At 61.1% G+C, this 22654-nt stretch carries 24 protein-coding genes; 12 read left to right on the top strand and 12 right to left on the bottom strand.

Annotated elements, in window-relative coordinates; genetic code table 11:
• The first annotated feature begins 95 nt into the window (after positions 1-95).
• From pheT to TR61_RS01990, 3 genes are all read left to right on the top strand, one after another.
• Complete coding sequence (gene pheT, locus TR61_RS02000; RefSeq protein WP_050927875.1) at positions 96-2492, top strand: phenylalanine--tRNA ligase subunit beta; 2397 nt, start codon at positions 96-98, stop codon at positions 2490-2492.
• A 102-nt stretch (positions 2493-2594) separates the two neighbouring features.
• Positions 2595-3044, top strand: a complete 450-nt coding sequence (locus TR61_RS01995; protein ID WP_050927874.1) for a YtoQ family protein — start codon at positions 2595-2597, stop codon at positions 3042-3044.
• Positions 3045-3129: 85 nt separating this feature from the next.
• Entirely contained in the window at positions 3130-4752 is a 1623-nt protein-coding gene (locus TR61_RS01990) for a GMC family oxidoreductase (RefSeq protein ID WP_050927873.1), read from the top strand.
• Positions 4753-4832: 80 nt separating this feature from the next.
• On the opposite strand, the gene TR61_RS01985 is transcribed toward TR61_RS01990, so the two are convergent.
• Complete coding sequence (locus TR61_RS01985) at positions 4833-5531, bottom strand: glutathione S-transferase family protein (protein WP_050927872.1); 699 nt, start codon at positions 5529-5531, stop codon at positions 4833-4835.
• A 157-nt stretch (positions 5532-5688) separates the two neighbouring features.
• On the opposite strand from TR61_RS01985, the gene mscL reads away from it, so the two are divergent.
• Positions 5689-6126, top strand: a complete 438-nt coding sequence (gene mscL / locus TR61_RS01980) for a large conductance mechanosensitive channel protein MscL (protein ID WP_050927871.1) — start codon at positions 5689-5691, stop codon at positions 6124-6126.
• A 32-nt stretch (positions 6127-6158) separates the two neighbouring features.
• Here mscL and ald read toward each other — a convergent pair whose 3' ends face one another.
• Entirely contained in the window at positions 6159-7277 is a 1119-nt protein-coding gene (ald, locus tag TR61_RS01975) for an alanine dehydrogenase (RefSeq protein ID WP_050927870.1), read from the bottom strand.
• Between the two features lie 135 nt (positions 7278-7412).
• Here ald and TR61_RS01970 point away from each other — a divergent pair, with 135 nt between their 5' ends.
• Together TR61_RS01970 and TR61_RS01965 are read left to right on the top strand one after the other, a co-directional pair.
• Complete coding sequence (locus TR61_RS01970; RefSeq protein WP_050927869.1) at positions 7413-7871, top strand: Lrp/AsnC family transcriptional regulator; 459 nt, start codon at positions 7413-7415, stop codon at positions 7869-7871.
• Positions 7872-8004: 133 nt separating this feature from the next.
• Positions 8005-9594: a GMC family oxidoreductase gene (locus TR61_RS01965; protein ID WP_050927868.1), complete on the top strand. Its 1590-nt coding sequence runs from the start codon at positions 8005-8007 to the stop codon at positions 9592-9594.
• Between the two features lie 129 nt (positions 9595-9723).
• On the opposite strand, the gene TR61_RS01960 is transcribed toward TR61_RS01965, so the two are convergent.
• The 5 genes from TR61_RS01960 to rpsU form a co-directional block, all read right to left on the bottom strand.
• Positions 9724-10101: a DsrE family protein gene (locus TR61_RS01960; RefSeq protein WP_245626794.1), complete on the bottom strand. Its 378-nt coding sequence runs from the start codon at positions 10099-10101 to the stop codon at positions 9724-9726.
• A 118-nt stretch (positions 10102-10219) separates the two neighbouring features.
• Complete coding sequence (gene yghU / locus TR61_RS01955; protein ID WP_050927867.1) at positions 10220-11092, bottom strand: glutathione-dependent disulfide-bond oxidoreductase; 873 nt, start codon at positions 11090-11092, stop codon at positions 10220-10222.
• Between the two features lie 103 nt (positions 11093-11195).
• A complete protein-coding gene (locus TR61_RS01950) occupies positions 11196-12356 on the bottom strand; it encodes an HlyD family secretion protein (protein ID WP_050927866.1) in 1161 nt (386 codons plus the stop codon).
• Positions 12349-12714 carry a hypothetical protein gene (locus TR61_RS01945; RefSeq protein WP_050927865.1) on the bottom strand — a complete coding sequence of 122 codons (366 nt, stop codon included), beginning with the start codon at positions 12712-12714 and terminating at the stop codon, positions 12349-12351. Before TR61_RS01945 ends, TR61_RS01950 begins: the two co-directional genes overlap by 8 nt.
• 342 nt (positions 12715-13056) lie before the next feature.
• Entirely contained in the window at positions 13057-13263 is a 207-nt protein-coding gene (rpsU, locus tag TR61_RS01940; RefSeq protein ID WP_005614280.1) for a 30S ribosomal protein S21, read from the bottom strand.
• A gap of 113 nt (positions 13264-13376) precedes the next feature.
• Here rpsU and TR61_RS01935 point away from each other — a divergent pair, with 113 nt between their 5' ends.
• The 3 genes from TR61_RS01935 (at position 13377) to TR61_RS01925 (ending at position 16141) form a co-directional block, all read left to right on the top strand.
• Positions 13377-14063 (top strand): COQ9 family protein, encoded by a 687-nt coding sequence (locus TR61_RS01935; protein WP_050927864.1) that lies wholly within the window; start codon positions 13377-13379, stop codon positions 14061-14063.
• 74 nt (positions 14064-14137) lie between these two features.
• A complete protein-coding gene (locus TR61_RS01930) occupies positions 14138-15127 on the top strand; it encodes an NAD(P)H-quinone oxidoreductase (protein WP_050927863.1) in 990 nt (329 codons plus the stop codon).
• Between the two features lie 39 nt (positions 15128-15166).
• Positions 15167-16141 (top strand): quinone oxidoreductase family protein, encoded by a 975-nt coding sequence (locus tag TR61_RS01925; protein ID WP_050927862.1) that lies wholly within the window; start codon positions 15167-15169, stop codon positions 16139-16141.
• An 18-nt stretch (positions 16142-16159) separates the two neighbouring features.
• On the opposite strand, the gene TR61_RS20470 is transcribed toward TR61_RS01925, so the two are convergent.
• Positions 16160-17179, bottom strand: a complete 1020-nt coding sequence (locus TR61_RS20470) for a LysR family transcriptional regulator (protein ID WP_050927861.1) — start codon at positions 17177-17179, stop codon at positions 16160-16162.
• 139 nt (positions 17180-17318) lie between these two features.
• On the opposite strand from TR61_RS20470, the gene TR61_RS01915 reads away from it, so the two are divergent.
• Positions 17319-17603 carry a DUF4242 domain-containing protein gene (locus TR61_RS01915; RefSeq protein ID WP_050927860.1) on the top strand — a complete coding sequence of 95 codons (285 nt, stop codon included), beginning with the start codon at positions 17319-17321 and terminating at the stop codon, positions 17601-17603.
• 83 nt (positions 17604-17686) lie between these two features.
• On the opposite strand, the gene TR61_RS01910 is transcribed toward TR61_RS01915, so the two are convergent.
• Positions 17687-18316: a ribonuclease T2 family protein gene (locus tag TR61_RS01910; protein WP_050927859.1), complete on the bottom strand. Its 630-nt coding sequence runs from the start codon at positions 18314-18316 to the stop codon at positions 17687-17689.
• A 126-nt stretch (positions 18317-18442) separates the two neighbouring features.
• Here TR61_RS01910 and TR61_RS01905 point away from each other — a divergent pair, with 126 nt between their 5' ends.
• Positions 18443-19216, top strand: coding sequence for a DUF1013 domain-containing protein (locus TR61_RS01905; RefSeq protein ID WP_050927858.1), 774 nt, complete (start codon positions 18443-18445; stop codon positions 19214-19216).
• A 68-nt stretch (positions 19217-19284) separates the two neighbouring features.
• Here TR61_RS01905 and TR61_RS01900 read toward each other — a convergent pair whose 3' ends face one another.
• The gene (locus TR61_RS01900; protein WP_050927857.1) at positions 19285-20223 is read right to left on the bottom strand and encodes an alpha/beta fold hydrolase; all 939 of its coding nucleotides are present in this window, start codon (positions 20221-20223) and stop codon (positions 19285-19287) included.
• A gap of 209 nt (positions 20224-20432) precedes the next feature.
• On the opposite strand from TR61_RS01900, the gene TR61_RS01895 reads away from it, so the two are divergent.
• Entirely contained in the window at positions 20433-21602 is a 1170-nt protein-coding gene (locus TR61_RS01895; RefSeq protein ID WP_050927856.1) for a type III PLP-dependent enzyme, read from the top strand.
• Positions 21603-21647: 45 nt separating this feature from the next.
• Here TR61_RS01895 and TR61_RS01890 read toward each other — a convergent pair whose 3' ends face one another.
• Both TR61_RS01890 and recR read right to left on the bottom strand, forming a co-directional pair.
• Positions 21648-22043 (bottom strand): hypothetical protein, encoded by a 396-nt coding sequence (locus tag TR61_RS01890; RefSeq protein WP_050927855.1) that lies wholly within the window; start codon positions 22041-22043, stop codon positions 21648-21650.
• Between the two features lie 9 nt (positions 22044-22052).
• Entirely contained in the window at positions 22053-22646 is a 594-nt protein-coding gene (recR, locus tag TR61_RS01885) for a recombination mediator RecR (protein ID WP_050927986.1), read from the bottom strand.
• Between the last annotated feature and the right edge of the window lie 8 nt (positions 22647-22654).

The raw sequence follows: 22654 nt of genomic DNA, 5'->3' as shown, positions 1-22654 counted from the left end.
CGCACCGGCCCCGTCTGCGGATCAAGCCGTGCTTGAACCTTGGGCCATTCTTTGCCATTGCGTGCCGGGAACAGTTGCACGCAAGGGTTTGCCCGATGAAATTCACGCTTTCCTGGCTGAAAGATCACCTCGACACCACTGCCACAGTGGACGAGATCGCCGAGGCACTGACCGATCTGGGTCTTGAGGTCGAAGAGATCTCGAACCCCGCCGAACGCCTGCGTGACTTTACCATCGGCAAGGTGCTGAGTGCTGAACAGCACCCAGATGCCGATCGCCTGCGCGTCTGCCAGGTGGCCACCGATGAGGGCACCAAGCAGATCATTTGCGGCGCGCCCAACGCGCGCGAGGGGATCACCGTGGTCGTGGCCAAGCCCGGTGTGTATGTGCCGGGGATCGATACCACCATCGGCGTCGGCAAGATCCGCGGCATCGAAAGCTTTGGCATGATGGCGTCCGAGCGCGAGATGGAGCTGTCGGATGAACATGACGGGATCATCGAGCTGCCCTCGGGCGAGGTGGGCGATCGTTTCATTGACTGGCTGGCCGAGAATGATCCGGCCAAGGTCGACCCGGTGATCGAGATTGCGATTACGCCCAACCGCCAGGACGCGCTGGGTGTTGCGGGTATTGCCCGCGATCTGGCGGCGCGTGGTCTGGGCACGCTCAAACCCGTTGATCCGGTCGAGGTTCCGGGCGCTTTCCCTTGCCCGATTCCCGTGACGATTGATGAGGACACGCTGGATGGTTGCCCCCTGTTCACAGGCCGCGTGATCCGTGATGTGAAGAATGGTCCTTCGCCGCAATGGTTGCAGGATCAGCTGCGCGCGATCGGGCTGCGTCCGATTTCGGCGCTTGTCGATATCACGAACTACTTCACCTATGACCAGAACCGTCCGCTGCACGTGTTTGACGCCGACAAGGTCAAAGGCGGTTTGCGCATTCACCGCGCGAAGGGGGGCGAGGTGCTGGAGGCGCTGGATGACAAGGAATACACCTTCCAGCCCGGTATGATCGTGATTTCGGATGATGAAGGCCCCGAAAGCATTGCCGGTATCATGGGCGGCAACCCGACAGGTGTGACCGAGGACACGGTCAACGTGTTTCTGGAAAGCGCCTTCTGGGATCACATCCAGATCGCCATGGCGGGGCGTGCGCTGAAGATCAACTCTGATGCACGCTATCGCTTCGAACGGGGCGTGGATCCGGAATATACCCTGCCGGGGCTGGAGGCCGCGACCCAGATGATCCTTGATCTGTGCGGTGGCGAAGCGTCCGAGGTGGTGATCGCAGGCGCGGTGCCGGATCACTCCCGGGCCTACAAGCTGGATCCTGCGCGCGTGCAGTCGCTGGTAGGCATGGAGATCCCCGAAAGCGAACAGCGTCAGACCTTGACTGCGCTGGGCTTCCGGCTGGAAGGAAGCATGGCCCATGTGCCCAGCTGGCGCTCCGATGTTCAGGGAGAGGCCGACCTGGTGGAAGAAGTGGCGCGTGTCGCGTCCCTGACCAAGCTTCAGGGGCGGCCCCTGAAACGGCTGACCTCGGGCGTACCCAAGCCCGTGATGACTCCCAAGCAGCTGCGCGAAGCGGCGGCGCGGCGGACCTGTGCGGCGCTGGGGTATAATGAATGCGTGACCTATTCCTTCATCGATCAGGCCTCGGCGGCCTTGTTCGGTGGCGGTGATGACGCCACGATGCTGGAAAACCCGATTTCCAGCGAGATGAGCCATATGCGCCCAGCACTTCTGCCGGGTCTCTTGCAGGCGGCGGCGCGCAACCAGGCGCGGGGCTTCATGGACCTGGCGCTGTTCGAAGTGGGCCCCGCCTTCGAAGGCGGGGAGCCCGGCGAACAACATACGTTGGTCACCGGGCTTCTGGTCGGGCGCACCGGGCCGAAGGATGTACACGGGTCATCCCGGCCGGTCGACGTGTTCGACGTCAAAGCGGATGCCGAGGCTGTCCTGGCCGCGATCGGCGCGCCTGCCAAGGTACAGATCCTGCGAGGCGCAGACAGCTGGTGGCATCCGGGCCGTCACGGCAAGATCTGTCTGGGGCCGAAAAAGGTGCTGGGCATCTTTGGCGAGCTGCATCCCAAGGTGCTGAGCGCGATGGATGTGAAGGGCGCTGCCATGGCTTTCACCATCTGGCCCGATGACGTGCCCTTGCCGCGTAAGTCGGGAGCCACACGCGCCGCGCTGGATATCAGCGATCTGCAAGCGGTGGAACGCGACTTTGCCTTTGTCGTCGACGCCGATGTCGAGGCGCTGACGCTGGTCAATGCGGCCGCCGGTGCCGACAAGGCGCTGATCGAGGATGTGCGTGTCTTCGACGAGTTCATCGGTGGCAGCTTGGGTGAGGGCAAGAAATCCATTGCTGTCACAGTGCGGCTTCAGCCGCGCGACAAAACGTTGAAAGAGGCGGATATCGACGCGGTGTCAGACAAGATTGTCGAGAAGGTCACCAAGGCCACAGGCGGTACGCTTCGCGGGTGAGCGGCAAGGATTTTCGAAAATCCTTGCCGAAGCGTTTTCGAAAACGCTTCCCCCGCGCCTGTCACGGGCTAGGTCCCTTGTAAAACAATGCAAGGAGAACTCATGTCGCTCAAAGTCTATCTGTCCGGTGAAATCCACACCGATTGGCGTGAACCGATCATCCAAGGCGCCCAGGGCCTTGACGTCACCTTCAACAGCCCCGTCACCGATCATGAGGCCAGCGACGATTGCGGCGTGGCGATCCTGGGTGCGGAAGACAATAAATACTGGCACGATCACAAGAGCGCCATGGTCAATGCGATCCGCACCCGTAAGGGCATCCAGGATGCTGATGTCGTGGTGGTCCGTTTTGGCGAGAAATACAAGCAGTGGAACGCGGCGTTCGATGCCGGTTTTGCCGCCGCGCTTGGGAAGTCCCTGATCGTACTGAACCCACCGGAACATCAGCACGCGCTGAAGGAAGTCCATGCCGCGGCCCTTGCAGTGGCCGAAGAACCTGCGCAGGTCGTGCAGGTGCTGCGCTATGTGCTCACGGGGCAGCTTCCCGCCTGATCCCAGCCTGACGCCATGACCGGCTTGCCTGATCGCCCTTTCCGACCTTAGCGTAATCGCGGGAACAGGAAGGGGAGGCCTTCGGGTGAAATTCGATTATGTCATCGTCGGCGGTGGTTCAGCCGGCTGCGTCATGGCCGCCCGGCTGAGCGAGGATCCGGGCATCTCGGTCTGCCTGATCGAGGCGGGCGGATCGGGCCGCGATCTTTTCATTCGGGCGCCGGCTCTGGTGGCGGGCATGATTTCGGGCAGGCCCAAGATCAACAACTGGGCCTTTCGCACCGTTCCGCAGCCAGGCCTCAATGGCCGCCGGGGGTTTCAGCCGCGCGGCAAGGCGCTGGGCGGATCCAGCGCGATCAACGCGATGCTTTATGTGCGCGGTCACCCCTCGGATTACGACGAATGGGCCGATTTGGGCTGCGACGGATGGGATTGGCAAAGCGTGCTGCCCTATTTCAAACGCGCCGAGGGCAATGCGCGGGGCGCAGATGACCTGCATGGCGCGGACGGCCCCCTGCAGGTGGCCAATCAATCCGAACCGCGCCCCATCACCCATGCTTTCGTCGAGGCCGCAAGCCAGCAGCAGATCCGTGAAACGCAGGATTTCAACGGATCCGAACAGGAGGGTGTCGGCCTCTATCAGGTCACCCAGTTTCATTCGGGGCCACAGAAGGGTGAGCGCTGTTCGGCCGCTGCGGCCTATCTGTTTCCGGCGATGACGCGGCCCAACCTCACGATACTGACCAAAACGCAGGTGCGGCGCGTCCGGTGGGACGGACTGCGCGCAACCGGCGTCGAAATCCAGCAGAACGGCAAACGCCAGATCATCGAGGCAAAGCGCGAAGTGATCCTCTCGGCCGGCGCTTTCGGCTCGCCCCAGCTTCTGATGCTGTCGGGCATCGGGCCGCGCGATGAACTGGCCCGGCACAAGATCGAAGTTGTACATGAATTGCCCGGCGTGGGCCAAAATCTGCAGGATCACCTGGATTACATCCTGACCTATCATTCCAAGCGCGACGATGTGGTGGGTCTGGGGCCCAAAGGCCTTGCCCAGCTGGCCCAGGCGGGTCTGCGCTGGCGCAAGGACGGGGCGGGGCTGTTCGCTTCCCCCTTCGCTGAAGGCGGCGCGTTCTTCAAATCAGCGCCGCATGTGGCCAAGCCCGATCTACAGTTGCATTTCGTGGTAGGCATCGTCGATGATCACATGCGCAAAATCCATTTCCGCTATGGGTTTTCCTGCCATGTCTGTGTGCTGCGCCCCTTCTCGCGCGGGTCGGTGGGGCTGACATCTTCGCGCGCCGACAAACCGCCGCGCATCGATCCGCAGTATCTGTCCGATCCCCGTGACCTGCAGCTGCTGATGACAGGCGCACGGCAGATGGAGGCGATTTTGGAAGCCGAACCCTTGGCCCCCTGGCGCGGCAAGCGACTTTATCTCCATGACGGAAGTGACGCCGCGCTTGAGGCCGATATCCGCAACCGCGCCGACACGATCTATCACCCGGTGGGCACCTGTGCGATGGGCACTGGCGACATGGCCGTGACCGATGCGCAGGGCCGTGTGCATGGTGTCGAAGGGCTGCGGGTGGTCGATGCCTCGCTTATGCCGCGGCTGATCGGAGGGAATACGAACGCTCCGGTGATGATGATGGCCGAAAAGATCGCGGATCAGATGCGGGGGCGGATGGCGGCGCAACACGCGGCCTGAGCGCCTGGTGGCCGCTGGAGGAAGGGGTTTTTGTCCAGAAAGAAGCAGCACCCGCCCCAGATCCGAGGCGGGTGATATCTTCAGTCCCGCGGCGGGGTTACCAGCCCGGTCTGCACGGCAGGGCGGTCAAGGAAGCGGTCCAGATAGGCCACAAGGTTCTTGTGACCCTCCCAGCCCAACACCTCTTTCGCGCCATAGAAATCCAGCGCGCGCAGCCACGGCGCGATCGCCATATCCGCAATGGAATAATCGCCCGCGACCCAGTCGCGCCCTTCCAAATGGCCTTCCAGAACAGACAAAAGCCGTTTGGCCTCGTTGATGTACCGGTCGCGCGGTCGAGGGTCCTCGATCTCGGAACCGGCGAATTTGTAGAAGAAACCGAGTTGCCCGAACATCGGGCCCAAACCGCCCATCTGGAACATCAGCCATTGGGTGATCCGCGCCTTGTCGCGCGCGGAGTTGCCGATGAACTTTCCCGTCTTTTCGCCCAGATACAGCAGAATCGCGCCGCTTTCGAACAGACCGATCGCCTCTCCATCCGGACCGTTCGGGTCGATGATGGCGGGGATCTTGTTGTTGGGGTTCAGCGACAGGAATTCGGGGCTTTTCACATCCGCGTCCGACAGCGTGACCTTATGGGCCTCGTAGGGCAACTCCATCTCTTCAAGCGCGATGGAGGCTTTAACGCCATTTGGGGTGGGAAAGGAGTAAAGCTGGATCACCGACGGATCGGTTGCAGGCCATTTCTGGGCAATGGGGAAAGAGGCAAGTGCAGACATGTGGACAGTCCTTAAGAAAACAAACAGGCAAACCCTTACCTATGCGCAGCAAAACAGAAAAACAGTGATTGACCTGTTCGCTGATATGTTAACCGTTGTGTAGCTGCGCACATCAAGAAGGCGCGGCACTTCGGTAGCCAAGGATAAGGGAACTGGCATGATTCAAGAGTTCAAGGACTTCATCGCCAAGGGCAATGTCATGGACATGGCCGTTGGTATCATCATCGGCGCAGCATTCACCGCGATCGTGACCTCGCTTGTGGGCGATCTGATCAACCCCATCATCGCGCTCTTTACCGGAGGGATTGATTTCTCCGGTTGGTTCTATGTGCTGAACGGCAAAAGCTATGCGTCGCTGGCGGCCGCGCAGGAGGCCGGTGCACCGGTTTTTGCCATCGGCAATTTCCTTATGGCCGTGATCAACTTTCTGATCGTTGCTTGGGTGGTCTTCATGCTGGTCAAGATGGTCAACCGCATCAAGGAAGCGGCTGAGAGCAAGGAAGAAGAAGTGGCAGAAGAAGCGCCCGCCGGTCCGACCGAGATCGAACTGCTTCAAGAGATCCGCGACGCCCTGCAAAAGCAAAGCGCCGCCTGATCTGAAAATGGGTCGGCCCGCGCGGCCGGCCCTTACGCTTTCAGCGCCAGAGTGGGCGACATTACGTCGATCCCCAGCGCTTTGCCAACCGCATAATAGGTCAGCTTGCCGGCATGCACATTCAACCCGTTCAGAAGGTGCGGGTCGTCTTCGCAGGCCTGTCGCCATCCCTTGTCGGCCAGGGCCAGCATGAAGGGCATCGTCGCATTGCCCAAAGCGATGGTCGATGTGCGCGCGACAGCGCCGGGCATGTTCGCCACGCAGTAATGCATGATGCCGTCCACCTCATAGATGGGGTCGGCATGGGTGGTGGGTTTCGAGGTTTCGAAACAGCCGCCTTGGTCGATGGCCACATCCACCAGCGCCGCACCGGGTTTCATGTCGGTGAACTGCGCACGGCTGACCAGTTTGGGTGCTTCGGCACCGGGGATCAGCACTGCGCCGATCACCATATCAGCCTGTTCCAGATGTTCGGCCAGCAACCCGGCCGAGGAATAACCGGTGCGGAATACCCCGGCAAAGGTATCGTCCAGATAGCGCAGCCGTGGCAGTGACCGGTCCAGCACGGTGACATCCGCGCCCATACCCGCCGCGATCCGCGCCGCATGTGTGCCTACAACGCCGCCGCCGATCACCAGAACGCGGGCCGGGCCCACACCGGGTACACCGCCCATCAGCACGCCGCGCCCGCCATTGGCCTTTTGCAGCGTCCAGGCGCCCACCTGTGGGGCCAGCCTGCCGGCGACCTCTGACATCGGGGCCAGCAGCGGCAGCCCGCCCCGATCATCGGTCACCGTTTCATAGGCAATCGCCGTGCAGCCCGAAGCCAGAAGATCCCGTGTTTGCTCCGGGTCCGGCGCCAGGTGCAGGTAGGTGAACAGAAGCTGACCTTCGCGCAACATCTTGCGTTCGGTGGGTTGCGGTTCCTTGACCTTCACGATCATGTCGGCGCTGGCGAACACCTCTTCGGCAGTGGCGATGATCTGTGCGCCCGCAGCCTGGTACGCGGTGTCGTCAAACCCCGCTCCCGCGCCTGCGCCCGTCTCGACCACCACCTCATGACCGTGCGATACCGCCTCGCGCGCGGCATTGGGGGTCAGACCCACGCGGAACTCCTGCGGTTTGATCTCTTTAGGGCATCCGATTTTCATTGTGCCTCTCCTCCTTGGCTGGGCCCAGTTTGCCGCAAGGCCCAAGCAAAGTGCTTGAAATTCTGGCCTGCCCGGGTTGAATAATGCAGAAGAAAATTCGAAGAATTTTCGCCTTTACGCAAAGGACGTGCGCAAATCATGTTGGATGATATCGACCACCGGATCCTCAGGGCGCTGCAGAAAAGCGGCCGCATGTCCAACGCCGAGCTGTCCGAACAGGTCAATCTCTCACCCTCGGCCTGCCACAGGCGGGTGCAAAGGCTGGAAACCGACGGCTATATCTCGGCCTATGTGGCGCTGCTGGATGCGCGCAAGATGCGCGTGCCCACAACGGTTTTTGTGGAGATTACCCTGCAGGGCCAGACGGATGAGGTGCTGGACGCTTTCGAAAAGGCGGTGGCGCGCATTCCTGATGTGCTGGAATGCCACCTGATGGCGGGCGCTGCGGATTACATCCTGAAGGTTGTCGCCGAAAACACCGATGATTTCGCCCGCATCCACCGCCAACACCTCTCCCGCCTGCCGGGGGTCGCGCAAATGCAATCCTCCTTCGCTCTGCGCACGGTGTTCAAAACCACCGCTTTGCCAGTCTAGGCACCGTCCTGCCCCTTCTTCTTGCTCCAAATACGAAACACCGGCACCAGCCCCGGATCGCACCGTTTGAAATCCGGGCACGCCTCTTGCCTCTGCGCCCAATCTGCGAAACGGTCCTAGGGGGGAGGCGACAATGACCTGGGATTACATCATCATCGGCGCAGGCAGCGCAGGCTGCGTTCTGGCCAAACGGCTGGGGGAGGCGGGGCACAAGGTGCTCTTGCTCGAAGCGGGTGGCAAGGACAGCTATCATTGGGTGCATATCCCGATGGGGTATCTCTATTGCATCGGCAATCCGCGTACCGACTGGATGTTCAAAACCGCGTCGGAGCCGGGGTTGAACGGTCGGTCGCTCCTCTACCCAAGGGGCAAGCTTCTGGGCGGGTGCAGTTCGATCAATGGGATGCTTTATATCCGGGGGCAGGCGGCGGATTATGACGGCTGGCGGCAGATGGGTCTGACCGGCTGGGGCTGGGACGATGTGCTGCCCTATTTCCTGAAATCCGAAGATTATGTCGAAGGCCCTTCCGACATGCACGGAGAGGGTGGCGAATGGCGTGTGGAAAACCAGCGCCTGCATTGGGATCTCTTGGATCACTGGGCCGATGCGGCAGAAAGCTGGGGCCTTCCCAAGGTCACGGATTTCAACACTGGCAATAACGAAGGCGTCGGCTACTACCGCGTCAACCAGCGCAGCGGCTGGCGGATGAACACCGCCAAGGCGTTCCTGCGCACGGCCAAGGCACCGGGGCTCAAGGTCGAAACCCGCGCCCATGTGCACCGGCTGATCGTGGAGAATGGCCGCGTCACCGGAGTGGACTATGATCAAGGCGGCACCCGCAAAACCGCCCATGCTGGGGGCGAGGTCATCCTGTCTGCAGGGGCCATCGGCAGCCCGCAGATCCTGCAACTCTCCGGCATTGGTCCTGCCGACCACCTCAGCAAGCTGGGCATCGACGTCCTGCTCGACAAACCAGCCGTGGGCCGCAACCTGCAAGACCATCTGCAACTGCGCTGCGCCTGGCGGCTCAGTAATGCCAAGACCCTGAACACAATCGCCAATTCTTTCTGGGGCAAGATGCGCATCGGCGCGGAATATGCATTCACGCGGAGCGGCCCTATGTCCATGGCTCCGTCGCAGCTTGGGGCCTTCACGCGCTCGTCCCAGGACGTGGACACACCCGATCTGCAATACCACGTCCAACCGCTGTCACTGGATGCGTTCGGAGAGCCCTTGCACGACTTCCCTGCCATCACCGCCAGCGTCTGCAACCTGCGCCCGCAAAGCCGCGGTGAGGTTCTGATCCGCTCGCAAAATCCCCACGATGCCCCGGTGATTGCCCCCAATTACCTCAGCGACCCGAGTGACAAACGCGTCGCTGCCGCCGCCATCCGGCAGGCGCGTGCCATCATGGCGCAAGCCCCGATGCAGCGATACGCCCCGGAAGAACTCCGCCCCGGTTCCATCGGTGACGCCGAAGAGGATCTGGTCAAAGCCGCGGGCGACATCGGCACCACGATCTTCCACCCCACCTGCACAGTGCGCATGGGGCAGGACGATCAGGCCCCGGTCAATGAACGCCTGCAGTTCCGGGGCTTGGGCGGTCTGCGGGTGGTGGATGCCAGCGTCATGCCGTCGATCACCAGTGGCAACACCAATTCCCCCACCATCATGATCGCGGAAAAAGCCTCCTACATGATCCTGGAGGATGCGCGCGCCTGAACAGCAAAAGGGGCGCCAAAGCGCCCCCTGCAATCCCTGTCTGAAACCGTTTTACGGCTTGATGTAGGTATAGCCCATCTGCTGCAACCGGGACAGTTCGGCCACGCCTGACGGCACGATGTCTTCTTCTCAGGTGTCGTACAGATCGTTCTCATAGCTGATCTTGCGGCCTTTCAGCGTGTTGTTGCACACGTGGAAGCTGACCGCCTGAGATTTCAGCGATCCAATCGCCGTCTGCAGCGCATCGTCTTCTTTTGCCGACATCAGAACGCCCAGCCCGTTGCCGTGCAGAACGACCTTGATGTCCATATTCTCCGCGCCCACCGCATTGATGTGGTTCTGGATGTTGCGCATTGCGCCCTTGTATTTCTTGGATTCCGGGCCGCCATCGTAATTGATGTGATAGACCACCTTCTGCTTGCCATAACGCTCAGTTTCAGCTGCGCTCAGCGTGCCCGACATGGCAACCAGAGCCGCAAAGGCGAGCCCAACGATGTATTTAAACATGACTTCCTCCCTATCATGGTAAAAACATCATATATAGATGTACGAATTTGACGAAGAAAAAAATGCGCCCGCAAAATGATGCGGGCGCAACCGGTTCCAGCCACTTCCGGGTGTGATTTCAGCCCTCTTCGGCTTCCAGCTTGTCTTGCGTTTTCGTTTCGAAATCCGACGCGTCATGGCGTTCGCGCAGCTGCGTGTGCAACTCTCCGAAGGCGCGATTGACCATCCGGCCCCGGCTGACTGCCGGCCGTGCGTCAATCTCTTTGGCCCAGCGCATCACGTTTTCATAGCTGGTGACGTCCAGAAACTCTGCCGCGTCGTACAAGCGGCCCAGAACCAGCTGCCCATACCAGGCCCAGATCGCCATATCGGCGATGGAATATTCGTCCCCGGCCATCATCTTGTTCTCGGCCAGATGCCGGTCCAGCACATCGAGCTGGCGCTTGGTTTCCATCGCAAAGCGGTTGATCGGATATTCCCACTTCTCGGGCGCATAGGCATAGAAATGGCCGAACCCGCCGCCCAGATACGGCGCGCTGCCCATCTGCCAGAACAGCCAGTTCATGCATTCGGTCCGCGCCACATGATCTGTGGGCAGGAACTCCCCGAACTTCTCGGCCAGGTACAAAAGGATCGACCCGCTCTCAAAGACCCGCGTGGGCGGCGTGGTCGAATGATCCATCAGCGCGGGGATCTTGGAGTTGGGGTTCGCACTGACAAACCCGGATGTGAACTGATCGCCCTCACCAATATTGATCAGCCAGGCGTCGTACTCCGCGCCTTCGTGCCCCAGTGCCAACAGCTCTTCCAGCATGACGGTCACCTTCACCCCGTTGGGCGTCGCCAGCGAATAAAGCTGCAGAGGGTGCTTGCCCACCTCCAGATCCTTTTCGCTGGTCGCGCCTGCTATGGGGCGGTTGATATTGGCAAAGCGCCCGCCGCTGCCTTGCTCCCAGGTCCAGACCTTCGGGGGGGTGTATGTATCGCTCATCCTGCGTTCCTTTGTGCATTTGGGCTTGGGTGCAAACATAGGCGCTGCACCCCCGATGTGTAGAAATCCGAGCCGTTCAGGCAGATAATCGAGACTTCAGCGATCAGTGGCCACCGCCGCCCGCCAGCCCCACGCCCGAGATCAGACCACCCCAGACCTTCAACCGCAGACCGGCGGCCTTCACCACGCCCGTTGCCGCAATGATGTGGCCCACAATGCCAGGACGATTGGTGGCATAGGTCTGCACGATGCATCCGCTCCCATCCAGCATCATGGCCTCATGTTCGGGGTGCAGCAGTTCGAAATACACCAACAGCGATCCGCGCTGCAGCGAGTTGTTGGGCTCAAGCAGACGTCCTCCCGGGACAACTTGACCCGCTGCCACCGCAGGCTGCACCAGGGCGACCTTGGCGGGCAATATCGCATTGCGGAACGACAGGCCGAAATTGCTGTCACAGGCAATCTCGGCAGGCATCCCTTCGTACAGTGTTGATCGTGCGACCTGCGAAAACCCGGCGGTGATCCGGATCGGCACACCTTCGGGACGGTCGGGAATAATCACCATCGCCGGGCTCAGGATCAGGGTCGAGGCCGGGCTGCCCTCGCTCATCGCCATCTGCGTGACGACGCCGTTGGCAAAAGAGCGCACTTCGGTCTTGTCCAGTGCGACCTGCGCGGGAATGGTCTCGGAAATATCTGTCTGCGCCAGTTCCACCTGCGCCTGGGCCGCGACCAACTCCGCCTCCGCCGCTGCAACGGCCGCTTCAAGCTCCCGCACGGCGTCTTGCGTGCCCACGTTCCGTTCGACCAGTGTTTGCGCGTTCGCCAGATCAACGCGCAGCTTGTCCAGCGTCGCGTTCACCTCCGCCACGCTGGCTTGCGACACAGTCAGCATCTCTCGCGCTTTGGACTCTTCGGCGGCGATCCGGTCAAATTCCGTCTCGGCCTGCCTCAGGGCAGCTTTTTGGGTGCTGTCTTCGATCTTGAACAGCAGATCACCTTCGGCCACACGCTGACCGTTTTGCACTGCAATGCTCGTCACCGGGCCGGTGGTCTGCGCCACCACCGATACCGTGCGGAACGGCAGCAGGCCCGAATAGGATTTCGGGTGGAAATAGAAAATCACCAGAAACAGGAAGAACGCCAAGATGGCCCAAATCAGAACAGCGGTGCGCATGTTCCACACCGTCATCGCCTCTCCCCGGCGTTTCAGTTGGAAATAGCGGATGATGACCGGAAAGGAGGTAACCAGAAGCTCAAGCATTCTCTTGCGCCTCCGCGTCGGCGGCTTGGCGGGCCTGGTCCTGTTTGCCCAGATTAAAGCGTGACCAATCGGCCATCAGCGCAATCAGGATCGCACTGATCGGCAACAGGATATTGAAATGTCCCAGCGGAAAGATCTCGTAGAGCAGCGCAATGGTCAGCATCGTGGGGATCGTCTTGGCCAGCGGCGTGCCCTTGGCCTGATGTTCGGCCCACCGGTCAAATGCGGCATAAAGTGTGACAACGCCGTAGATCGCCAGACAGATCAGGGCCAGCGTGAACCAGGCCAGAAAATCCCCCTCTCCGGGGGCCACGAACCAGGACGGGGATGCGTGTGCTGCAGTACTTTCGGTCGCCAAGGGATGTGCCTCAAAACTCGCTACGGTTGAGAAAGTGTTAGAGGCGTTGCCACCAGATGTCTAATGGCCTCTGCGCCTGACTTGCCGAAGGTCACTTGATCGGACCCGCGCGCCACAGATGGGTCAGCCAATTCGGTTCTGCAGGAGAAGTGTCTTACGTCATCGCTGCAAGTCGTGGGCGATGCGCCCGCTCAGGGCGAGGAAAAGCCCGGCCGAGAGGGGCACAAAACGATCAAAACGCGGTGCCAAGGTGGCACAAAACGACCACTCCCAAAGAAAAACCCCCGTGGGCGGTGCCTCGGGGGTCGTTCAATTTCGTGTCGGCAATGCCGGGAAAACTGCTTAGAGCAAACCTTCGCGTTGCGCTTTTTTGCGTGCCAGCTTGCGGGCACGTCGGATCGCTTCAGCTTTCTCGCGCGCTTTCTTCTCGGACGGTTTTTCGAAATGTTGCTTGAGCTTCATTTCACGGAACACGCCTTCGCGCTGCAGCTTTTTCTTCAGGGCACGAAGCGCCTGATCGACATTGTTGTCGCGAACACTAACCTGCATGTGGTTGTCACCACCTTTCTAGATTGAAGTTGCAAGGATTTGCAGGAAGTGGCCGTATAGCAAAGCGCTCCTAACTTGTCTAGTATGAGCCCTCGCAGAAATTGGAGCCTGATATGACCGACCTCAAAGCGCAACTTTTGGATGCCGCCCTGATGCATGTGCCCTTTGACGGCTGGTCGGATGCGGCCTTTCGCGCCGCGGTGTCCGATATCGGTGCCGACATGACCGCCGCCCGCGCTGCGTGTCCACGCGGGGCGTTTGATCTGGCCGTGGCCTACCACAAACGCGGCGATGCGATGATGCTGGAGCGCCTTGAAACAGAAGACCTCAGCACTCTGCGCTTCCGCGATAAGATCGCGGCGGCCGTGCGGTTCCGGCTGGAAGCGGTCGATGACAAGGAAGCCGTACGGCGCGGCACCACGTTGTTTTCATTGCCACATAACGCGGCCGAAGGGGCGAGGCTGGTCTGGGGCACCTGCGACGCGATTTGGACCGCGCTGGGCGACACCTCTGAAGATTTCAACTGGTACACCAAACGCGCGACGCTGTCGGGGGTCTATACCTCGACTGTGCTGTTCTGGCTGGGGGACGATTCGCTTGATCATCACGCCACATGGGACTTCCTGGACCGGCGCATTGATGACGTGATGCAAATCGAAAAGGCCAAGGCCACGGTGCGCAAATCGCCGATCCTGTCCAAGATGTTCGCCGGGCCGGGATGGCTGCTTAGCCAGATCAAGGCCCCGCCCCGCGCGCGCCCCTCGGACCTGCCGGGCAGCTGGTCCGCCCCGCGCGATTGACCCTCAGGTAACGGCCGTCTTTTCGCCCGCGCTTGCGGGTGGTACGCAGTGGGCGCAAGGAAAGGATCACACCCATGACAGACACAATGCGCGCCGTTGAAATCACCAAACCCGGTGGGCCGGATGTTCTTCAGATCACCGAACGCCCCGTGCCTCAGCCTGCGCATGGTCAGATCGTGATGAAAGTGGCCTGGGCCGGGGTGAACCGACCCGACGCGCTGCAGCGTGCGGGGGCCTATGCGCCGCCCCCCGGGGCCAGTGACCTGCCCGGTCTTGAGGCCGCGGGTGAGGTTGTCGCTGTGGGCACCGGCGTGACCGAATGGTCCGTGGGCGATCAGGTCTGCGGGTTGTTGCCCGGCGGCGGGTATGCGGAATATGTGGCCACCCCTGCCGCCCATTGCCTGCCCGTGCCCAAGGGTCTGTCGCTGAAAGAGGCGGCTTGCCTGCCCGAGACGTATTTCACCGTCTTTTCCAACGTCTTCACCCGTGGCGGCCTGAAAGCAGGGGAGCGGTTCCTGATCCACGGCGGTTCAAGCGGGATTGGAACGACGGCCATTCAACTGGCCCACGTCTTTGGCGCGCGCGTCTTTGTCACCGCCGGGTCGGAGGAAAAGTGCCAGGCCTGTCTGGATCTGGGGGCCGAGCGCGCGATCAATTACCGCGAAGAGGATTTCGTCGATGTGATCCGTGCCGAAGGCGGGGCGGATCTGATCCTGGACATGGTGGGTGGTGAGTACATCCCGCGCAACCTCAAGGCCTTGGCCGATGACGGGCGGCTGGTGCAGATCGCGTTTCTGCAGGGCCCCAAGGTCGAGGTGAATTTTGCCCAGTTGATGACACGGCGGCTGACCATGACGGGCAGCACCTTGCGGCCCCAGTCGGATTTGGCGAAGGCGAAAATCGCCCAGGACTTGCGCGAGGCGGTCTGGCCCTTGCTGGATGCTGGGCGCGTGCGGCCCATCATGGATTCGGAGTTTCCGTTGGATCAGGCGTCGGCGGCGCATGCGCGTATGGAAAGCTCCGGCCATATTGGCAAGATCGTGCTCGAAGTGGCTGGCGGTTGATTTCGTATTTGAAGCAAGAAGAACGAGGGAGGATGTGAGATGGCCAAAACGGCGATCATTGAAGCGGCCGGTGGGCCGGAAGAGTTCAAGCTTGTGGATCGCGAGGTTGGTGAGCCCGGACCGGGTGAGATCCGCATCCGGCATGAGGCGGTTGGTCTGAACTTCATCGACGTCTATCAACGCACAGGGCTGTACCCGCTGGAGATGCCGCATGCGTTGGGCATGGAAGCCGCAGGCGTGATCGAGGCCGTGGGCGACGGTGTGACCCACCTGAAAGTTGGCGACCGCGCCGCCTATGCCGCGATGCCGCCGGGCGCTTATTGCGAGGCACGCGTCATGCCTGCCGCGCAGGTGTGTCCGGTGCCGGATGGGATTTCCTTTGAGACGGCAGCGGCGATGATGCTGAAGGGCATGACGGTGGAATATCTGTTCCACCGCACCACACCGTTGAAAAAGGGCGATACTGTGCTGTTTCACGCCGCCGCGGGCGGGGTTGGCCTGATCGCCTGCCAATGGGCGCGGTCAGAGGGGATCACGCTGATTGGCACCGCTGGCACAGATGAGAAATGCCAGCTGGCGCTGGATCATGGGGCTACGCATTGCATCAACTATCGGACTAAAGATTTCGCGGCGCGCGTGCGCGAATTGACCGATGGCAAAGGTGTGGATGTGGTCATGGACGCCGTGGGGGCTGATACGTTTGAAGGGTCTCTGGACAGCCTCAAGCCATTGGGGATGTTCATTTCCTTCGGTAACGCCTCTGGCCCCGTGCCGCCGTTCAATATCGGCATCCTGGGTCAGAAAGGATCGCTCAAGATCACGCGGCCCACGCTGTTCACGCATATCGCCGATCACGACGCCTGCCAGGCCATGGCGCGGCATCTGTTTGACAAGGTCGAAGCAGGCGATGTGACGATCCGGATCGACCAGCGGTTCAAACTGGACGAGGTGGCGGATGCGCATCGCGCGCTTGAGGCGCGGCAGACGACCGGATCGACGGTTTTGTTGCCGTAGCGCGTTGCGGATCAGGCGTCAGAGCGCGTCTGCATTCAACACAGCCTGCATGGCGGTTTTTGTCTTTGCGACTTCGCCATGCAGCCACTCCAGAAAGCGCAGGACTTGCGGTCTGGTTTTGGTCTCTTCCCGGACCTTGATGCGATAGGGGTGTTTGGCCTTCAGGCTTTCGCGTGCCGGGAAAATGAGGCTGAGATCGCCGCGGTGCAAATCGTCGATGATGCATGACAAACCGCATATCAAAAGACCTGCGTTGGATCTGACACCGTCCAGGGCATTCCGTTCAAGCGAATATTGGACACCGCGTTCGGGCGAGGTTCGCTCATAGGGGTAGCGGTGCAGCCAATCCGCCCACCCGGGTATATCAGGCGCATCTGATCGTGGCTTGATATGAAGCAGCGGAAACCCCTCCAGGCCGCCTTTCTGTGAATGCTGCCACATGCCTTCACGGCTGGACAGTTGACCGACGGGCAAATAGCGCGGGCTTCCATCATCCGTCTTGGCAGAATGAGGATCTTGCACACGCCCGACATTTTCCGGGGACCCGACGGGCAGAAACACTTCGTGGTACAAAATCTCGCCACTTGCGGTCCGACCATTGGGATCCCGGTCCACAATGATGTCGGCCGCGCCAAGACGCATCGGCACGTCGCCTTCCCCGTTGGCGTTGAAGAAAATGTTGGGATATTCCGCCCGAAACGACGGCAGTCTTGGGGACAGCCAAAGGTCTACCCAATCGGGATCGCCCACAATATGAATTTCGGATGTGCGCTGGAAATCCAAGGTGTCAGACACGCGATCAAGCGCATCGAAGGCAAGGCGCAGATCATCCAGCGCAGACTGCAAGGCCGGCGTCGCTTGCAGACCAGAACGCCCTCTCAGGATCAAATCTGTTTCAAGAAATTGCTCCAGCGCACGGATGCGCTGCCCGACCGCCGCAGGTGTAATGCCAAGCTTGTCGGCCGCGCGCTGCAATGAACCTTCACGCAAAGCCATGTCCAATGCCTGAAGCGCGTTCAGATGAGTCGTGCGTGCCATTTGCTAAAGAAAATCTTTCCCACGCTCAGAATTCTATTCAAAGACTACAGGAAATCTTTAGTTGGCGCAAAATTTCTTAGTTAGGAGATTCCCATTTGCTGCTTCAAGCTGTGTGCATCGCAACAGAAAGGAGCGACCCATGGCACAGATGAAACGGTTCATAATCGAGCGTGATATCCCCGGTATCGGTCAAATGTCAGTGACCGAACTTTGCGGTGCTGCCAGAGCATCCAATCAGGCTTTGGCGCAGATTGGCACGAATATTCAATGGCAGCACAGCTATGTGGCCGGTGACAAAACATTCTGCGTTTATCTTGCTGACAGCGAGGATTCGATCCGGAAGCATTCAGAATTGTCCGGGATCCCGGTCGGCGCAATCACCGAAGTTCCGCAGGTCATTGACCCTTTGACGGCCAACAACTGAGCGGCAGCGGCACCGTACTTCCAAAGCTGTCGGCGCGTCGTAATGCGGGTCCCAACACCGCGTCACCGACGTTGCTGGCTGTGCTACCGCACCGGCGCAAACACCGCATCCCGCATCCGGCAATCGCGGACCACATCCCTCCCGCAGGGCACCGGATCAAGGTCGCGCGACAGGCAGATGCGCGCCTCTTGGATATAGCCGTCGCGGCAGGTGATCGTGATGCCGTCGGGCTCCAGATCCGGGTTTGCCTCCAGCCAGGCCTCTTCCACGACGGATGCGGGCAGTTTCACGGGGCGGGTCAGTTTGCGAAAGATCTCGGGCCGGGTGACGCGTGCGTAAGCTTCGCGCGACAGGGCGTAGTAGGCAGGTGCCGACAGGCCCGAGCAGGTGCCGTGTTTCCTCCATTGATGCCAGGCGAGGCCCGATGAGCCCATGATATCGCTCATCGCCGCCGTCATGCCACGGGACGGCGCGCGTTCGGCGGTTTGACAGAAGGATGGCCAGCCGCGGTGATATTGCGGCCAGAGCCCGTGCAGGATCCAGCCGTGGTCGTGGCGCGCATCGCATTGATCCGACCCGCGCGCGTCGCCTTCGATCTCGCACCAATTGGGCGACCAGCTTAACGACAACACGTAATAGTCGAACTGCCCGGGCTTGCCATTGGCCCAGGCCAGTCCCGGCAACAGCATGAAGGCCAAAACCCAGGCGCGCATTCTCTCTTCCCTTCTGATCGCGGTCTGACTATATAGCGCTCAAGTTCCCCGACAACGGAAACCGTTCTGCCCCGCAGGACAGCCTCTTTCAGGCGACGGGAGAGATTTGCGCAAAGGAGACGCGACATGGCAAAACCGCTGATGGCCAAGGCAACCGCCGTCTGGCTGGTGGATAACACAACGATCAGCTTCAAGCAGATCGCGGATTTCGTGGGCATGCACGAACTGGAAATTCAGGGCATCGCCGATGGCGATGTGGCGGCCGGTGTGAAAGGGTTTGACCCCATCGCCAACAACCAGCTGACCCAGGACGAGATTGACGCGGCCGAAAAGAATCCGCTGCACAAGCTGCAGCTGAAATTCAACGCCGCCGCCGTGGGTGAGGAAAAGCGCCGCGGGCCCCGGTATACGCCCCTGTCCAAACGTCAGGACCGGCCTGCGTCGATCCTGTGGCTGGTGAAATTCCACCCGGAACTGACCGATGGCCAGATTTCGAAACTGGTGGGGACGACCAAGCCGACGATCCAGTCGATTCGCGAGCGGACGCATTGGAACATCTCGAACATCCAGCCGATTGACCCGGTGGCGCTGGGCCTGTGCAAACAGTCCGAACTTGACGCAGCCGTGCAGAAGGCCGCGGCCAAGAAGGCCAAGGAAGGCGAAGTGATGAGCGATGACGAGCGTCGCAAGCTGGTGTCGACCGAACAGAGCCTTGGCATGGAGGCCGAGCCCAAGATCCCGACGGCGATCGAGGGGCTGGAGACCTTCACGCTGGGCGGTTCGGACGATGATGAGGACGAAAAAGACCCCGCCGCCGCGATCGCGGATGCGGACAGCCTGTTCAACCTGCCCAAAGGCGGCGGTGACGACGATGACGAGGATGAGGACGATCGGATCTGATCGTCTGCCTCAAGTATGTCTGAAAACCCCGGTCTGAGTGCCGGGGTTTTTTCTTGGGTGCGGTGCGTTCAGCGGTTGGCGTGGTCGCGAAGAAACGGCAGCCAGGCGTCAAGAACCCGATCCGGGATTTCTTCGGCCAGGTAATGCCCTCCGGGCAGGGCGTGGCCTGACACAATCTCGGCCCGCTTGCGCCAAAGCGCCAGGCAGTCGAAATGCGCGGCAATGGCCCCGTTGGCGCCCCAAAGCGCCAGAAGGGGCATTGTCAGTTTGGCCTCATCGGCGGTGTCATGAGCGATGTCGATGCCGATCGCGGCGCGGTAATCTTCGCAACTGGCGTGGATGGTGGCGGGGTCGCGGAAGGCCGCCAGGTATTCGTCAAAGGCTTGCCTTGCAAAGGGCGTGGGCCCGGCAGAGCCCGAACAGCATTTCTTGCACCAGAACCAATCGGGATCAGCACTGATCAGCTTTTCCGGAAACGGGGCCGGTTGGATCAGCCAGTACCAGTGCCAGTAGGCGCGCGCGAAATCGGATGTGGCGTGGGCATACATTTCGCGCGTCGGGGCGATGTCCAGAACGGATAATGCGCGCACCGCGTCTGGGTGATCGGCGGCCAGGCGGTGGGCCACGCGTGCGCCCCGGTCGTGTGCCCCGATCAGAAAGCGATCATGACCCAAGGCGCGCATCAAGGTGACCATATCCCCCGCCATGGCGCGTTTGGAATAGGGGCTGTGATCGGCATCGGTTTCCGGTTTGAAAGACCGGCCATAGCCGCGCAGATCTGCAGCAATCACGGTAAACTCCTGCGCCAGCCTTGGGGCCACGCGGTGCCACATCGCGCTGGTTTGCGGATAGCCATGCAGCAGCAAAAGCGGCGGGCCGGACCCTGCCTGCCGGATGAAAATCTCACCATCGCCCACCGGCACGAAACGCTCGGAAAACCCGTCAAAGAAGGACGGGGCGACGGGGGCTGCGGCGCAGATGGTTTCGGGGTCAAAGGGGTCAGTCATCTGTGTCCAAATTGCCGCGAAATCCCCCGGCCCGCAAATAATTCCGAAGGGTGAAAAAAACTGTTGCACGACTCATCAATTCGGCGCAAAGGGCGCGGACAGACGCCAACGCACGCGCCTCTGGCCGAGCCAAACAGCCCCGTGTTTACGTAGCGACGGTAACGTCTCTGATTGTTCACCCTGTCCTTTGATGGACGGTACCTTTGGAGATGACCATGAACGCTTTTGCTGGTGGCGCGTTTCGCGTGGCCTATTCCGACGACGCTGCTCTGGACTATATCGCACGTCACCGTTTTGATCGTCCAACCCTTGTTCTGGATCGTGCCCGCGTGGCCGCGCAATATGATGCGCTGAACGAAGGTCTGGATGGCGCGCATATTCACTATGCCGTCAAAGCGAACCCCGAACCCAAGATCATCCGCCTGCTGGTGGAGCGTGGATCGGGCTTTGATGCCGCCAGCCGCGCCGAGATTGAGCTGTGTCTGGCCCAAGGCGCGCGGCCCGAGGTGATTTCCTTCGGCAACACTGTGAAAAAACCGAGCGATATCGCATTCGCCTATGGTGTGGGTGTGACACTCTTTGCCGCCGATGCCGAGGCCGAACTGGACAAGATCGCAGGGCACGCGCCCGGTGCACGTGTCTACCTGCGCGTGATCGTGGAAAGCCAACTGGCCGATTGGCCCTTGTCGCGCAAATTTGGCTGCGCGCCGTCGGCACTGCCTGCGCTTCTGGATTATGCCGTGTCGGTCGGTCTGACCCCGGTTGGTCTGTCGTTCCACGTGGGCAGCCAGACCCGTCAGGCGCAATTCTGGGCGCCGGTTCTGGATCAGATGTCCGAGCTGTGGCACGCCGCCCAAGATGCCGGTCACGAACTGAGCCTGCTGAACATCGGTGGCGGTTTCCCGGCGTTCTACGACCAGCCGATCGACGCGCCCCGCGCTTATGCGGCTGCGGTGATCGCGCAAGTGCGCGCGCGCTTCGGAGATGTGGATGTGATGGCTGAACCCGGCCGTGGCATGGTGGCCGAAGCGGGCCATATCGCGGCGGAAGTGCTGCTGGTGTCGCGCAAGTCGCCTGACGATCTGCACCGCTGGGTTTATCTGGATATCGGCAAATTTTCGGGCCTGGCGGAAACCATGGACGAGGCGATCCGTTATCGCATCGACACGCCCCATGACGGCGGCGAGGTTGGACCGTGCGTTCTGGCTGGCCCGTCCTGCGACAGCGCCGATGTGCTTTATGAAAAACGGCCGGTTCAATTGCCGCTCGCTCTGGCATCGGGCGACCGTGTGGTGATCCGCAACTGCGGGGCCTACACCACGACCTATGCCTCGATCGGCTTTAACGGATTTCCGCCGCTGGACGTGATCGTCCTCTGACGGCGGGGCGCGCCGCCTGCTTTGGGAGGGGCAGGCGGCTGTGCGTTACTGGGACTGAAGCTTTAGCCGCAGCCAAGGGAACAAGGCGAAAAGAAGCTGACCAGCAAGGCCTGCAAGCCCCGCCGGTGTCTGCAGGCCTTCCAAAAAGCCTGCCAGCGTGCCACCCAAGGCAATCGCCAGAGACGCTTCTGCCACCATCAGCCCCAGAAAGGCGATGGCCCCGATATTGAGGCGCGCAGACGGTGTCGCAAGATGTGGCCGGTTGCGCGTCGCCACCCCGGCAGCCCACCAGGAAATCGCAAGAATGACCGGGACTTCCAGTAACACGGCGACGAGTTCGCCTGTCATCGGGGCAAGGAAAAAGACGCGCAGCGTGCCCAGAACGAAACCTGCGGCAAAGACGATGCCGAAATAGACCTGTGCGGATCGCATCACTGTCATGGCGGGGCCTTACACGTCCTTGCGCGCGCGCAGGGCGGCGGTGATGGTGCCGTCGTCGAGGTAATCGAGCTCTCCCCCGATGGGCACGCCTTGCGCGAGAGATGTCAGGCGACATTGGCCTTGGAGCTGATCGGCGATGTAATGGGCCGTGGTTTGCCCGTCGACTGTGGCGTTCAGCGCCAGGATCACCTCGGTCACGTCTTCCGTGGCGACCCGATCCACCAGGCGCGGGATGCGCAGGTCTTCGGGTCCCACCGCGTCGAGCGCCGAGAGCGTGCCGCCCAGAACGTGATAGCGGCCCTTGAAGACTGCAGCCCGTTCCATGGCCCAAAGGTCAGCGACGTCTTCGACCACGCAAATCTCGCCTGTGGCGCGTTTCTCGTCATTGCAGATATCGCAGATGTCCGATGTGCCGATATTGCCGCAGTTCAGGCACTCGCGGGCGGTAACAGCCACGGATTGCATCAGATCGGCCAGAGGGGTCAGCATCAGTGCGCGTTTGCGGATCAGGTGCAGCACCGCGCGGCGTGCCGAACGTGGCCCAAGCCCCGGCAGCTTGGCCATCAGTTCGATCAGGGCGTCGATATCGGTGGGTTTGGGCATGCGTGCGC

It is taken from the genome of Aestuariivita boseongensis, from assembly GCF_001262635.1.
Classification (GTDB): Bacteria; Pseudomonadota; Alphaproteobacteria; order Rhodobacterales; family Rhodobacteraceae; genus Aestuariivita; species Aestuariivita boseongensis.
Note: the sequence above shows the minus strand (reverse complement) of the source record. Positions and strands in the feature narration are given on the sequence as shown.

Bases quoted from the DNA above. Each gene is read 5' to 3' on its own strand.
- pheT (WP_050927875.1), top strand. From the start codon at position 96: ATGAAATTCACGCTTTCCTGGCTGAAAGATCACCTCGACACCACTGCC.
- TR61_RS01995 (WP_050927874.1), top strand. From the start codon at position 2,595: ATGTCGCTCAAAGTCTATCTGTCCGGTGAAATCCACACCGATTGGCGT.
- TR61_RS01985 (WP_050927872.1), bottom strand. From the start codon at position 5,531: ATGTCTGCACTTGCCTCTTTCCCCATTGCCCAGAAATGGCCTGCAACC.
- mscL (WP_050927871.1), top strand. From the start codon at position 5,689: ATGATTCAAGAGTTCAAGGACTTCATCGCCAAGGGCAATGTCATGGAC.
- ald (WP_050927870.1), bottom strand. From the start codon at position 7,277: ATGAAAATCGGATGCCCTAAAGAGATCAAACCGCAGGAGTTCCGCGTG.
- TR61_RS01965 (WP_050927868.1), top strand. From the start codon at position 8,005: ATGACCTGGGATTACATCATCATCGGCGCAGGCAGCGCAGGCTGCGTT.
- TR61_RS01960 (WP_245626794.1), bottom strand. From the start codon at position 10,101: ATGTTTAAATACATCGTTGGGCTCGCCTTTGCGGCTCTGGTTGCCATG.
- yghU (WP_050927867.1), bottom strand. From the start codon at position 11,092: ATGAGCGATACATACACCCCCCCGAAGGTCTGGACCTGGGAGCAAGGC.
- TR61_RS01950 (WP_050927866.1), bottom strand. From the start codon at position 12,356: ATGCTTGAGCTTCTGGTTACCTCCTTTCCGGTCATCATCCGCTATTTC.
- rpsU (WP_005614280.1), bottom strand. From the start codon at position 13,263: ATGCAGGTTAGTGTTCGCGACAACAATGTCGATCAGGCGCTTCGTGCC.
- TR61_RS01935 (WP_050927864.1), top strand. From the start codon at position 13,377: ATGACCGACCTCAAAGCGCAACTTTTGGATGCCGCCCTGATGCATGTG.
- TR61_RS01930 (WP_050927863.1), top strand. From the start codon at position 14,138: ATGACAGACACAATGCGCGCCGTTGAAATCACCAAACCCGGTGGGCCG.
- TR61_RS01925 (WP_050927862.1), top strand. From the start codon at position 15,167: ATGGCCAAAACGGCGATCATTGAAGCGGCCGGTGGGCCGGAAGAGTTC.
- TR61_RS20470 (WP_050927861.1), bottom strand. From the start codon at position 17,179: ATGGCACGCACGACTCATCTGAACGCGCTTCAGGCATTGGACATGGCT.
- TR61_RS01915 (WP_050927860.1), top strand. From the start codon at position 17,319: ATGGCACAGATGAAACGGTTCATAATCGAGCGTGATATCCCCGGTATC.
- TR61_RS01910 (WP_050927859.1), bottom strand. From the start codon at position 18,316: ATGCGCGCCTGGGTTTTGGCCTTCATGCTGTTGCCGGGACTGGCCTGG.
- TR61_RS01905 (WP_050927858.1), top strand. From the start codon at position 18,443: ATGGCAAAACCGCTGATGGCCAAGGCAACCGCCGTCTGGCTGGTGGAT.
- TR61_RS01900 (WP_050927857.1), bottom strand. From the start codon at position 20,223: ATGACTGACCCCTTTGACCCCGAAACCATCTGCGCCGCAGCCCCCGTC.
- TR61_RS01895 (WP_050927856.1), top strand. From the start codon at position 20,433: ATGACCATGAACGCTTTTGCTGGTGGCGCGTTTCGCGTGGCCTATTCC.
- TR61_RS01890 (WP_050927855.1), bottom strand. From the start codon at position 22,043: ATGACAGTGATGCGATCCGCACAGGTCTATTTCGGCATCGTCTTTGCC.
- recR (WP_050927986.1), bottom strand. From the start codon at position 22,646: ATGCCCAAACCCACCGATATCGACGCCCTGATCGAACTGATGGCCAAG.